Origin of the sequence: Leptospira bouyouniensis (genome assembly GCF_004769525.1) — a bacterium.
Classification (GTDB): Bacteria; Spirochaetota; Leptospiria; order Leptospirales; family Leptospiraceae; genus Leptospira_A; species Leptospira_A bouyouniensis.
The window spans coordinates 195,353-207,642 of record NZ_RQFT01000003.1; the positions used below are offsets into that span (position 1 = coordinate 195,353).

The 12,290-nt window shown below is 39.5% G+C and carries 12 protein-coding genes and 1 pseudogene; 9 read left to right on the plus strand and 4 right to left on the minus strand.

What is annotated here, in order from left to right; genetic code table 11:
* Positions 1–75: 75 nt before the first annotated feature.
* Both EHQ43_RS02525 and rlmD read left to right on the plus strand, forming a co-directional pair.
* The gene (locus EHQ43_RS02525) at positions 76–1,149 is read left to right on the plus strand and encodes a quinone-dependent dihydroorotate dehydrogenase (protein WP_135770069.1); all 1,074 of its coding nucleotides are present in this window, start codon (positions 76–78) and stop codon (positions 1,147–1,149) included.
* Positions 1,146–2,345, plus strand: coding sequence for a 23S rRNA (uracil(1939)-C(5))-methyltransferase RlmD (gene rlmD, locus EHQ43_RS02530; RefSeq protein ID WP_135740276.1), 1,200 nt, complete (start codon positions 1,146–1,148; stop codon positions 2,343–2,345). The genes EHQ43_RS02525 and rlmD overlap by 4 nt, the downstream gene beginning before the upstream one ends.
* Here the strand turns inward: rlmD and EHQ43_RS02535 are convergent.
* The 3 genes from EHQ43_RS02535 to EHQ43_RS02545 are packed head-to-tail and all read right to left on the minus strand — an operon-like array spanning position 2,338 to position 5,555.
* Entirely contained in the window at positions 2,338–3,894 is a 1,557-nt protein-coding gene (locus EHQ43_RS02535) for an FAD-dependent oxidoreductase (RefSeq protein ID WP_135770070.1), read from the minus strand. The two genes, rlmD and EHQ43_RS02535, sit on opposite strands and share 8 nt — an antisense overlap.
* A 1-nt stretch (position 3,895) precedes the next feature.
* Positions 3,896–4,423: a hypothetical protein gene (locus tag EHQ43_RS02540; RefSeq protein WP_135740274.1), complete on the minus strand. Its 528-nt coding sequence runs from the start codon at positions 4,421–4,423 to the stop codon at positions 3,896–3,898.
* The gene (locus EHQ43_RS02545; RefSeq protein ID WP_135770071.1) at positions 4,407–5,555 is read right to left on the minus strand and encodes a nitrilase-related carbon-nitrogen hydrolase; all 1,149 of its coding nucleotides are present in this window, start codon (positions 5,553–5,555) and stop codon (positions 4,407–4,409) included. The genes EHQ43_RS02540 and EHQ43_RS02545 overlap by 17 nt, the downstream gene beginning before the upstream one ends.
* Before the next feature lie 81 nt (positions 5,556–5,636).
* Between EHQ43_RS02545 and EHQ43_RS02550 the strand changes: the two genes are divergently transcribed.
* From EHQ43_RS02550 to EHQ43_RS02575, 6 genes are read left to right on the plus strand one after another with little or no spacing between them, the layout of a single operon-like run.
* A complete protein-coding gene (locus EHQ43_RS02550; RefSeq protein WP_135770072.1) occupies positions 5,637–6,845 on the plus strand; it encodes an argininosuccinate synthase in 1,209 nt (402 codons plus the stop codon).
* 1 nt (position 6,846) lies between these two features.
* Positions 6,847–7,329, plus strand: coding sequence for a pantetheine-phosphate adenylyltransferase (coaD, locus tag EHQ43_RS02555; protein WP_135740271.1), 483 nt, complete (start codon positions 6,847–6,849; stop codon positions 7,327–7,329).
* An 18-nt stretch (positions 7,330–7,347) separates the two neighbouring features.
* Positions 7,348–9,456, plus strand: a complete 2,109-nt coding sequence (locus EHQ43_RS02560; protein WP_135740270.1) for a cation:proton antiporter domain-containing protein — start codon at positions 7,348–7,350, stop codon at positions 9,454–9,456.
* 42 nt (positions 9,457–9,498) lie between these two features.
* Positions 9,499–9,912: a nucleoside-diphosphate kinase gene (locus EHQ43_RS02565; RefSeq protein WP_012387121.1), complete on the plus strand. Its 414-nt coding sequence runs from the start codon at positions 9,499–9,501 to the stop codon at positions 9,910–9,912.
* A 53-nt stretch (positions 9,913–9,965) separates the two neighbouring features.
* Positions 9,966–10,889, plus strand: a complete 924-nt coding sequence (locus EHQ43_RS02570; RefSeq protein WP_135740269.1) for a polyprenyl synthetase family protein — start codon at positions 9,966–9,968, stop codon at positions 10,887–10,889.
* Positions 10,870–11,643, plus strand: a complete 774-nt coding sequence (locus EHQ43_RS02575; protein ID WP_135770073.1) for a TlyA family RNA methyltransferase — start codon at positions 10,870–10,872, stop codon at positions 11,641–11,643. The genes EHQ43_RS02570 and EHQ43_RS02575 overlap by 20 nt, the downstream gene beginning before the upstream one ends.
* On the opposite strand, the gene EHQ43_RS02580 is transcribed toward EHQ43_RS02575, so the two are convergent.
* The gene (locus EHQ43_RS02580) at positions 11,640–12,005 is read right to left on the minus strand and encodes a response regulator (protein ID WP_100716181.1); all 366 of its coding nucleotides are present in this window, start codon (positions 12,003–12,005) and stop codon (positions 11,640–11,642) included. The two genes, EHQ43_RS02575 and EHQ43_RS02580, sit on opposite strands and share 4 nt — an antisense overlap.
* Before the next feature lie 112 nt (positions 12,006–12,117).
* Between EHQ43_RS02580 and EHQ43_RS02585 the strand changes: the two are divergent.
* A pseudogene (locus tag EHQ43_RS02585) lies at positions 12,118–12,288 on the plus strand (ferredoxin); the annotation flags it as partial.
* Positions 12,289–12,290: the final 2 nt, after the last annotated feature.

Sequence of the window (12,290 nt, forward strand, 5' to 3'; positions counted from 1 at the left end):
AGGAAACATTGTCTTTTTCGGAAAGAAATTGTAAGAAATCGTAGGGAAAAAAGAATCAACGTAAGGATTTTTCCCTTGTTTTACCACAAACTGATCAAACCCATATTATTCCATTTAGATCCTGAACAAGCACACCATTTAGTCGCTACCTTTCTTTCTTTGTCTAAAAAAATTCCCTTTTTCCACAAAACACTTTCTGCTATCTTTCAGTATCATTCCAGTCGATTGGAACAAACCATTCAGGGGATTCGATTTCCAAATCCGGTGGGACTTGCAGCTGGTTTTGATAAAACAACCGAGCTATTTCCTACCATGATCCATATGGGATTTGGATTTATTGAAGTCGGAACGATCACAGCCAAAGCACAACCAGGAAACGAAAAACCAAGACTCTTTCGTTTTCCAAAAGCCAAAGCACTGGTAAACCGAATGGGTTTCAATAATCCAGGTGCAGACCAAGCCGAAACCAATTTAAAAAACCAACAAAAGTTGGGAGTGAGAGGGATCAATGCTGGTAAATCCAAAGTCACAGCCTTGGAAGACGCAGTCAGTGATTATGTATACACTTTAAAAAAACTAATTCCTTACGGTGATTATGCGGTGATCAATATCAGTTCACCCAACACCCCTGGTTTACGTTCTCTACAATCCAAACAGAGTTTGATCGATCTCATCCAAGGCATCCAAAAGGAATTCCAAAACTCGTTTCCCATTCCATTGTATTTAAAATTTGCTCCTGACTTAACGGAAGAAGAACTCGTTGAAAATCTCAAAGTTTGTTTGGATTTCAAAATTAGTGGAGTGATTCTTACCAATACTACACTCGACAAACAAAGCCTAGGTGAAGAAAGTCCTCCAGAAGGTGGATTATCTGGTGGACCACTATTCGAAAAATCACTTCGTTTTGTTTCCCTTGCTTACAAAACCTTACAAGGAAAAATTCCGATCATCGGAGTTGGTGGAATTGATACGGGAGAAAAAGCCTTACAAATGATGGAAGCTGGTGCCAACCTAATCCAAATTTATACTGGTTATATCTATGAAGGCCCCTTTTTACCCTATCAAATTTGTTCTTACTTAGACAAAGTGGTGAAAGACCGAGGATTCCAATCGATCAGCCAACTGGTTGGTTCGGGTAATCGAATATGACAACAACAAAACCTAACAATTCGATCTGCACTCATTTTGGAACTTGTGGAGGATGTAATTATCTCGATATCGATTACACAAAAGAACTTCGTAAAAAAGAACAAAACATCAAAGAGCTGTTTAAGGCATATCGTCACGTAGAATTTAAAACCATTGTTCCAAGCCCATCTCCTGAATACTACCGTCACAAAATCCAACTTCCTTTTGGCCGACGAAATGTAGGAAATAAAACCTTACTTACACTTGGACTTTTTAATAAAGAAGCTTCCTTTGTCCTCGACCAAACAGAATGCCAAATCCAGGATCCTGGACTCACAGAAGTTGCACTTGCCGTCAAACAATGGGCTAGACGAGAAGGACTATTACCTTATAATGAAAAATCCAAACGAGGTATGATGAAGTATCTTGTGGCTAGGAAATCAATTTCCACTGGGGAAATCATTTTAGGAATTGTTACCGCAAAAGAAGACCTTCCCCATGCAAAGGATGCTTCCAAAAGACTACATACAGCTATCCAAAATCGAATTGGAAAAACTGGAAAATTTGGAAAACTTGTGGGTATCATTCACAACATCAATACCAAACACACAACCATGGCACTTGGTCGCGAAGAACATCTGTTATGGGGTAGACCCTACATCCACGAACATTTTGGAAAACATAAATTCCGAGTCGGACTTTCCACCTTTTTGCAGGTAAACCCCATTCAAACTCCTAGTTTGTACAATTTGGTATTAGATGAAATCGAGAAGGATTCACGTGTAATCGATGCCTATTCAGGAATCGGAACAATTTCCTTTTGGATCGCAAACCAAAGTAAAGAAGTACTTGGGATCGAAGAAAATCCAAATTCTCACAGAACAGCTCTCGAATCTTTAAAATACAATAAAGTACATAATGTTCGGTTTCGAAAAGGTAGAGTGGCAGAAGTTTTACCAACTTTATATGGAAAAAATTACGACACCATTGTTCTCGATCCTCCACGAACTGGTCTCGGACAAGAAGTGATCGAAACCATCCTAGGAATGGGTTTCAAAAAAATAGTGTATGTCTCATGTGATCCATTGAGTCTCAGGGAAGATTCCATTTTACTCACAAAACAGTATTTTTTAAATTCCTTACAACCAGTTGATATGTTCCCAAGAACTGACCATGTGGAAACTGTTGCAGTTTTTAGAAACAAAAATCTCACATAACGTCTGCTACAAACTCGGATGCCTTTTTACTAAATGCCATAATGGTAAAACTGGGATCCACGCTGACACCTGTAGGAAACACTGAGGAATCAGCCACAAACAAATTTTGAAACCCATGGACTTGGTGTTTGGAATTCACAACTGAAGTTTCGCTCGATTTTCCCATCCTACAACCTCCTGCTGGGTGTGGGGCTGCCATTGGAAACTCAGCTGACTTCCATGCAAGGGCATCAATCTCTTCTTTTTTTGGTAATTTTGTGAATTTGCGTAGTTTCATACCAGCAAGGAAAACTTCTTTGGCACCTGCTTCAAAATTTAATTTCATCTGTTTGTAGGTAAGATCGCTGAATATTTGTTTGGTGGTCTTTCCAAATGGATAATTTATCTTTGTTTTTCCAAACAAATCCACTTGTATCGAACCAAGTTCTCCCTCTACATCATCAATCCAACCGATGGTTCCACCCAAATGTTCCAATTGTTTCATATAACGAAAGTGATCTTTTCCGAAACTTGGTAAGAGAGCAGCAAGGGTGGCTGGTTGTAATTGGTTTGGCATGAGCATATACCCTCCTTCTTTGTACGAACCATTTTGGAACTTGGCCAACCGAAACCCTTCAACTCCATAGGCAGCAGGGATATTCCGCCACTGAACTATCGACTCTTCATATAACGCATGTACCATGGGGGATGGGTTGATTGCCAAAAATTCACCGAGCGCCGGTAGTCTTTTTTTCAAACCATTCTTTAATAAAAATTTACTACTCCCAAACCCTCCCGCCGAAACACAAACCGCTTTGGATTGGAAACGAAGTTTGGTTTGGGTTGGTTTTAAAGTTCGTCTATCGATGACCACAGCCACAAGTCCTTTCACTTGGTTTCCCACAATTTCCAACCGCTCCGCTCTTAGATCAGTGTAAACATCGGTTCCAAGCCGAACAGCACTAGGGATATGAGTGATGAGTTGGGATTGTTTAGCACCGAAAAGACAACCTTGCATACAGTGGCCAGATTTTTGGCAATTTTTCCTGGCTTGTGGGACAGCATGTCCTTCCCAACCTAATCGTTGTGATGCGTTCCGAAACAACCGATTCATCGGATTGAAGTATTCTTCCGTGGCAGGAGATACATGTAAGTCAGATTCCAATTCACTCCAATATGGGTTTAGATCTTCAGGAAGGTGGTTTTCGATACCATACTTTCGATTCCACAAAAGTAGCCTGTCTTCAGGAGTACGGTAACTATCTGCCCAGTAGTGCACGGAGGCTCCTCCTAAATTGTTACCGTATACCAGGTTGATCCCACCATCACTGGTTGTATGAAAATTCCTTTCTGCAGAAACTTTCCCTGCCATGTTCAATTCATTATTATCAAAGGTGCCTGTATGATAATTACCACCTTGTTCGAGTAATGCGACCTTAATTCCCTTTTTGGATAGTTCATATGCCATGGTTGACCCACCACAACCGGAACCAATCACAACAACATCCACTTGGATCACTTCCCCTGGTTGGTAACTTTTGTAATCTCGATACATTCCTGTTTTTTTCATCTTATACCGAATTTCCTTTGAGTAAATTTTGGTAATGGAGGCGGGCTTCACTCCATTTTTCAGGAGGATTGGCAAAAGGACCAGGGTAGGAAATAGAATCCCAAGTGGACTTATGACCATAGTAAACAAGGAACACCAAAAGTTTTAAATTTCCAACAACGGCACGAATTGTATCCGAATCTGTTTCTGCAATTGATTCCAAGAATTGAATCCTTTCCTCTTTTTCCATATTCGAAAAAGTTCGAAATTTCCAATATAGCAAAGGTATGAATTCCAAAACCATGACTGCGGCATGGAAATCTTCCTGGATTTCATCCGCAACAAAGTACAATTCCTCATCTAATCTTCGCATAACACTTGCTTCCTCTAAATTAGGCATCCCTGGTTCTTCAATCGGTAACACTACTTCTGCAAAACTAGTGACCGTTTTGATTTCCGAATCACTAAAATAAAAATATTTGATTTTGGATTTGATCCCGGCACAAAATACTAACAATGCGAGAAAGGACTTTCTAGAGATAGAATACATACAACCTGCCTTGGTTTTTTTCTTCTTTTACTAAATTATTCACCGGTTTTCCCAAAAATTGTAAAAATGCATCACCAGAAGCTGTCATATCCCAAATCTCTCCGCGAAAAAAAACATTTATTCCCAATTTGACATTTGGATTTTTAAGACGACCATTCATTGCATATTTTTTCCAAGCCAATTTTTCAGTGATGGTTCCAATATCTTTGAGATTGATATCTTTTGGATTCGCATAACCGTTGTAACCATTCCATTTCTCCGACCATACATCTTTAGGGGCGACAAAAGAAGGGACTACCAAAATTTCAGCTTCAGTTTTTGTTAGTTCTTGGTACACCTCCGGAAACCAAGAATCAGCACATACCATTGTATATAACTTTCCTAATGCTGTTCTATAAGTTGGATTTTGATTTAACTTCCCTTCGCTTAAAAATTGTTTTTCCTCTGCAATGGGAAAGAGTTTCCGAACAATTTGGTCATCCACTCGGCCATCGGGATGGAAATAAAAACTCACATTTTCAAGTGGACCATCCGTTGGTGTGATCTTTCCTTCTACTACTTTTGGGTGTGGCAAAACAATTGACCCCGCCACAATCGCAACTCGGTATTCACGAGCCAAACGTGAAAAAATCGACTGGTAACGATCCGTCATTTGCCACGCCTTCATACGGAAGAGTGTTTCTTTTAAGTGATCAGAAGAATAGGAAGGACTAAAAACATAATGCCATAGGAAGGAACCAATGTTTTGTTTCACCAATTCTTCCATAGCTTCGGTGATAGTTTCCTTCTCAAAAATGGATTTGTCTTCTGCTGTCACAACTAACCAAGTTCCGATGTATTCAGGCAATACAATGATGGTTCGGTCTACAAAGATGTTTTCATTGTCTTTTGCTTTTTGGAAGTATTCTCTTACACTTGCATAAAAACTTTCTTCAGTGGCATAACTGTATTTGTTCAGATAGGGTTCGATGCCAACGACTGTGCCTCGTTTACCTTTCCCTTCAATCTGCAAGTAGAGATTTGGTTTGGGAAGATTCACTGAAAGAATCGAAGTTTCTAGGGGTTGTTTTTTGCAATGGAGTGTCAAAATCCCAATGCTTAGAAAAACAGAAAAAGAGACAAAAAAACGCATCCACCAAATCTACTACACAACTTCGTTTCAGACAATATTTAATTGTGTTCTTAGTTTTTTCTTTTATTTTGACCTTATTCTATGAAAGAGAAACCTGCTCCCCAAAAAATCGTTCTCGCTTACTCAGGTGGACTCGACACCTCGGTCATCCTTGCTTGGTTGAAAGATACCTATGGATGTGAAGTTATCGCTTTCTGTGCCGACGTAGGCCAAAAAGAAGAATTAACTGGCCTTGAAGAAAAAGGAAAAAATACAGGGGCTTCCAAAGTTTACATCCAAGACTTACGTTTGGAATTTGCTCGCGATTTTATCTTCCCTGCAATTCGCGGAAATGCGATTTACGAAATGCGATACTTACTCGGAACTTCTCTTGCAAGGCCTCTCATTGCAAAAGCAATGGCCGAGGTTGCCAAAAAAGAAGGAGCGGATGCATTCTCTCATGGCGCCACTGGAAAAGGAAACGACCAAGTACGTTTCGAACTCACATTCAAAGCTCTTTCGCCTAACTTACAAATCATTGCTCCATGGAGAACATGGAATTTTGGCGGCCGAGCTGACCTGATTGAATATGCCAAGAAAAAAGGAATCCCTGTCCCTGTAACAGCCGCTAAACCTTATAGTATGGACAGAAACCTAATGCACCTTTCCTTTGAAGGTGGAATTTTGGAAGATCCATACAACGAACCAAAAGAAGATATGTTTATCCTCACCGTGTCTCCAGAAAAAGCACCTGACAAACCAACCTATTTGGAATTGGATTTTGAAAATGGAGACTGTGTTGCCATCGATGGAAAAAAAATGAACCCTCTTGAAGTGATGGAAACCTTAAATGATTTGGGTGGAAAAAATGGAGTGGGTCGTGTGGATATCGTAGAAAACAGACTTGTTGGTATCAAGTCTCGAGGAGTTTATGAAACACCCGGTGGAACCATCCTACACATTGCACACCGAGACTTAGAGTCTATCACTCTCGACCGAGATACCCAACACAAAAAAGACGAACTTTCGCAAGAGTTTGCTCGTTATATTTACAATGGCCAATGGTATTCCAATCAAATGAATGCCCTTCGTGCTTATATGGATTACACACAAAAATATGTAAATGGAACGGTTCGTATTAAATTATACAAAGGAAACTGCACTGTTGTAGGTAGAAAATCCAACAAATCATTGTACAACGCTGGACTTTCCACTTTTGAAAAAGAAGAATTGTATAACCAATATGATGCCGAAGGTTTTATCAATTTGTATGGCCTTCCGATGAAAGAATGGGCAAGGGTGAACCATTAAGATGAAAAATATCGCCGTATACCCAGGTTCATTTGATCCATTTACGAATGGGCATTTAGATATCATACGGCGAGCGCACCCACTCTTTGAAGAGATCATCATCGCTGTTGCCATCAATTCCAAAAAAACATCCCTTTTCTCTCCTGAAGAACGAGTGGAGATGATTTCGAAGGTCTTTCGAGGTTGGGATAAAATCAAAATTGATTCTTTCGAAGGGCTTACAGTCGATTATTGTAAGGAAAAAAATTCACGTGTCATTCTCCGTGGCCTTCGTGCCGTAACTGATTTTGATTATGAATATGCAATTTCTTTGATGAACAAAAAATTAGCACCAGAAATTGAAACTTATTTCTTAATGGCAGACAATGAGTACTCTTTTGTGTCTTCGACAATCGTCAAAGAAGTAGCAAGGCATGGTCGTGCAGTTTCGAACCAAGTACCAGACATAGTTGGGGAAGCACTTGTTAAAAAATTCTCCGTTTGATCGGAGCATTGAGGGTCTATGAAAACTCGTTCATCTTTTTTTTACGGTTTTACCCTGCTTGTATTTGGATGTTTAGGATATTACTTACTCCAAGCTGGCAGTGTATTAGAATCCGCAAAAAATATTAATATCACAGTAAATGAACACTTAGACACAGAAAATTTTTTCAATCGGTTTCACCACCCATTAGCTCTATTGTTTTTACAAATCATTGTCGTTTGTGGTTCCGCTCGATTTGTAGGGTATCTATTCACTCGAAAATTAAAACAACCTTCCGTGATGGGAGAGATTGTCGCAGGGATTTTACTCGGACCGTCGCTTCTCGGTTATTATTTTCCAGAGACGATGGGATTTTTGTTCCCTCCTTCAAGCCTTCCAACACTCGGAACTTTAAGTCAAATTGGACTCGTTTTATTCATGTTCATCATTGGAATGGAATTGGATCTTTCGGTTCTAAAAAACAAAGCACATTCAGCAATTATCATTAGTCATGCGAGTATTATCTTTCCTTTCTTTTTGGGAATGATTTTGGCATATTATTTTTATACTGACTATGCACCTAAAGATGTAGGTTTTTTATCATTTTCTCTTTTTATGGGCATTGCGATGAGTATCACCGCATTTCCTGTACTTGCTCGTATTTTGCAAGAAAGGAATCTCACACGGACACCACTTGGTGCCATGGTGTTAACCTGTGCTGCTGCAGATGACATTACAGCTTGGATCCTTCTCGCTATCATCGTAACGATTTCTAAAGCAGGGAACCTCAATACTGCACTCTTTACCATTGGGCTTTCCTTTGCTTATATCTTAACGATGATTTATCTTGTAGCTCCGTTTCTCAAACGATTGGGTTCCATTTATATTTCCCGAGAGAACCTGACAAGAACAGCCGTTGCTCTCATTTTGATGATTTTATTTTTATCTTCCCTAACTACCGAAGTGATTGGGATCCATGCTCTCTTTGGAGCCTTTCTTGCAGGTGTGATCATGCCGGCTGAAGGAAATTTAAAAAAACTAATCGCTGAGAAAATTGAAGACCTCGCAGTCATATTATTCCTCCCCATCTTTTTTGTGATCACTGGACTGCGCACAAAGGTGAATCTTCTCAATGATTCCCATTTATGGCTAGTCTTTGGGTTAGTGTTACTTGTGGCTGTCGTGGGAAAATTTATCGGGAGTGCCTTTGCCGCTAGGGTTGCAGGTTCCAATTGGGAAGATTCGTTATCCATCGGCGCTCTGATGAATACTCGTGGCCTAATGGAACTTGTTGTTCTCAATATAGGGTATGATTTAGGAATCCTCAGTCCTGAAATTTTTGCTGTATTTGTGCTTATGGCTCTTGTCACAACCCTTTCCACAGGTCCCCTTCTCGATGGAATCCAAAAGTTTTTTGCAAGGACAACCACTACACCATTCTCAGAAAAACCTTCAGATAGCAAACTACGTGTCCTTGTAGCTTTCGCCCAAGAAAAAATGGGAAAAAGTTTGGTCCGGTTTGCTTTTTCCTTATCTGGTAACCAAAAGAAAAATTTAGAGCTCATCGCTTTGCATATTTCTCCAAATGATTCTTTATCAAATGAAGAAATTCGAAAGTACCGAGATGCAAGTTTTGAAGCCATTCGCCAAACAGGCGTAAATTTAGGAATCCAAGTACAAACGGAATACCGAATCACTGATAATGTCACATATGAAATAGTCAATTTTGCTAAAATCAAACACTCCGACATCCTGCTGATAGGTGCGGCAAAACCATTGTTTTCTCGCAGTTATACGGGAGGAAAAATCAAAGGGATTTTAAACTATTGCCCTGCCACGGTAGGTGTTCTTATCGACAATGGTCTCGAAACCATTGAACGAGTTGCCATTCTTTATAAAGGAGAAAAAGATCCCATCCTCGGTTTTGCTCAGAAACTCACTTCCTTAAAAGGAATGAAATCGAATAAAATCAAAGTGGAAAACCTTATCCAACCGGAAACCGATCTCAATCCTTATCCAATAGCTTTAAACCAAATCACAGGGTATTCTCTGATCCTAATTGATTTGAATGTCTGGGAAGAGTTAGGTTTTGAAAAAATGGACCTTCTCCCTACTTCTTTTCTATTGGTACGTTTTTTAACCACCTAAAGATTCGATTGCTTTTTTGGGTTTCTCCGTGCAACTGGAGATATGGAAAGAACTTTTATTATGCTTAAACCCGATGCAGTGAAAAACAAACACATCGGGGACATCCTTCAAAGAATCGAAAAAGAAGGATTCAAAATCCTAGGAATGAAATTCCTAAAACTGAGCCTGGAAGACGCAAAACAATTTTACGCAGTCCATGCGGCTCGTCCTTTTTACAATGACCTTTGCACTTACATGGCTTCTGGTCCAATCGTTGCTTGTGCTCTTGAACGTGACAACGCAGTTGCTCATTGGAGAGACGTCATTGGTGCGACTGACCCGAAAGAAGCAAAAGCAGGAACCATCCGAGCACTTTTCGCTGAAAGTAAGGAAGCAAATGCAGTTCACGGTTCTGACTCTGTTGCGAACGCTTTACAAGAAATTGCGTTTTTCTTCAAAGGGTATGAGCTTAACTAAGCTTTTGATTGATTCAAAGATCGGTTCTTAAATAGAACCGGTCTCATCCTACCGTGCCAAATTCGTTTTCAAAAATTCTTTATACTTCCAAACATCTTTTTGATACCTTTTTTGAATCCTACACAATCAAATTGTTTTCACCAAAAACTCGCATAACAGAAGCTTGTTTGTATAGTTTACAAGCTGGAGGGAAAAGAGTTAGACCAATTTTTGTCCTTAACGCATATTTTGAACCAAACGAATTGCTAAATCCTGATTCTAATGCGACAAACCATTCGGTTTTTCTTGCTTCCTTAGCTGTCGAATGTATTCACACTTATTCTCTTATCCATGATGATTTGCCTGCGATGGATAATGATGACACTCGCCGAGGGAAACCAACCTGTCACAAACAGTTTGATGAAGCGACCGCAATCTTAGCAGGTGATACACTCAACTCACTTAGTTTTTATTTATTATCGATGATGGACACATCCGATCCACTGCAACTACGTGATTCTATCCAGATATTACATAAAGGTGCAGGGATGGAAGGTATGATCCTTGGGCAGATGGAGGACATCGAAGAAGAAAAGAAACCAAATATCCATGGGCGTGAATCCATTCTAAGTTCAATCCATGAAAAAAAAACAGGTGCCCTCATCGAATCTTCTTTTCTTTTAGGTAACCGATTAAGAAAAGATTGGAAAGAAAGAGAGTCGACGCTTTCTAGTTATGCGAAAGAAATCGGATTATTATTCCAAATCACTGATGACATCCTTGATGTAGAAGGGAATTTAGAAGAACTTGGTAAAACACCTGGAAAAGATGCAAAGGCAGGTAAATTAACATATCCAAGTTTGTATGGTATGGAGAAAACGAAAGCACTTCGGGATGAGTCAGTCTCCAAAGCAATTTCTTTGGCCTCCGATCTACCATCGTTAAATCATGACTTCTTTTTAGGATTACCTAAATACATTGCTGAAAGAAAAAATTAGGCTAGATGATTTTCTCGTTAGAGAAGGCATTGCGAATGACTTAAAATTAGCACAATCCTTGATCCTTTCAGGTTCTGTTCTTGTTAATGATATTATTATTTCCAAGGTTGGAACCCTTATCACAGCAAAAGATAAGGTTCGAATCAAAGAAAAAATTAAAACCTATGTATCTAGAGGTGCCTATAAACTACTTGGTGCTTTTGATACATGGAAAGGCATACAAGTAGAAGGAAAAACCTGTATCGATTTAGGGGCTTCGACTGGTGGATTTTGCCAAGTGTTATTGGAAAAAGGAGCATTGCGAGTGATCGCAGTTGATGTAGGTTACGGACAGTTAGCTCAAAAAATAGCAAATGATCCTAGAGTTTTTGTATTCGATCGAACACACTTAAAGGAACTACCTCTTTTACCACTCGGTGCTCTCACTAAAGATTCATGGATCACAATGGATTTGAGTTTTATTTCCTTAATTCCAGTTTTCGGATTTTTAATACCGTTGTTTCAAAAATATCCGGAAATTCATTGGAGAGGTATTACACTTTTAAAGCCACAATTCGAAGTCCATCCTTCAAAGTTAGAGAAAGGAGTATTGATCGATTCGCATAGCATTGGATATACGATTAGGAGTGTTTGGAAAAAAATCAAAAACATAGATCCAAAAATTCGATTTCTTGGATTAGCTGAATCTCCTATCCAAGGAGCAGATGGTAATCGTGAGTTTTTAATTCGTTGGGAAAGAAGGCCGGAACACTAAACCATAAATCCAGTGACCGCTTCTTTCAATTGGTCAGTCGAAAATGGTTTCATAAGGTAAGCATAAGAAGGATTTTGATTGATCCGTTGTTTGGATGTTTCATCTAAAAATCCGGTTAAAAACAAAACCGGGACAGAAAATTGATCTCGTAAGGATTCCGCAGTCTCTATCCCATCGAGAGAACCTTCTAAATTGATGTCCATCAAAATGAGATCTGGCACTTTTTCAGACACAATTTGAAATGCCTCATCCCCGGAAGGTACAACTGCAATCACATGAAAACCGAAGGATTCGATTTTCTGTTTGATATTAAGTCCGAGGAATGGTTCATCCTCGACGATGAGGATGTTCTTTTTCGTCATATATGCTTTATTTTATAAGGGGGGGTCTGTTAAAAAGTAAAAATACTCTATGGCAGATAAAAGTATCAAACAACCCGAGAATGTACCAGGAAAATACTAAGTCGACCAGACTTGTGTTCCCTGCAATGACTGTATCAAAGAAGCACCAGACCTGTTAGAATACAATGCGGACGAAACGCACATTTTTTTCAAAAAACAACCTTCCAGTCCGTCCGAAGAAAAACAGGCGAAAGCTGCGATGGCGATGTGCCCAGTTGATGCCATCGGTGATGACGGAGAATAAAT

Coding starts and splice junctions, on each gene's coding strand:
- EHQ43_RS02545 (WP_135770071.1), bottom strand. CDS start 5,555: ATGCGTTTTTTTGTCTCTTTTTCTGTTTTTCTAAGCATTGGGATTTTG.
- EHQ43_RS02535 (WP_135770070.1), bottom strand. CDS start 3,894: ATGAAAAAAACAGGAATGTATCGAGATTACAAAAGTTACCAACCAGGG.
- EHQ43_RS02550 (WP_135770072.1), top strand. CDS start 5,637: ATGAAAGAGAAACCTGCTCCCCAAAAAATCGTTCTCGCTTACTCAGGT.
- EHQ43_RS02560 (WP_135740270.1), top strand. CDS start 7,348: ATGAAAACTCGTTCATCTTTTTTTTACGGTTTTACCCTGCTTGTATTT.
- rlmD (WP_135740276.1), top strand. CDS start 1,146: ATGACAACAACAAAACCTAACAATTCGATCTGCACTCATTTTGGAACT.
- EHQ43_RS02580 (WP_100716181.1), bottom strand. CDS start 12,005: ATGACGAAAAAGAACATCCTCATCGTCGAGGATGAACCATTCCTCGGA.
- EHQ43_RS02540 (WP_135740274.1), bottom strand. CDS start 4,423: ATGTATTCTATCTCTAGAAAGTCCTTTCTCGCATTGTTAGTATTTTGT.
- coaD (WP_135740271.1), top strand. CDS start 6,847: ATGAAAAATATCGCCGTATACCCAGGTTCATTTGATCCATTTACGAAT.
- EHQ43_RS02565 (WP_012387121.1), top strand. CDS start 9,499: ATGGAAAGAACTTTTATTATGCTTAAACCCGATGCAGTGAAAAACAAA.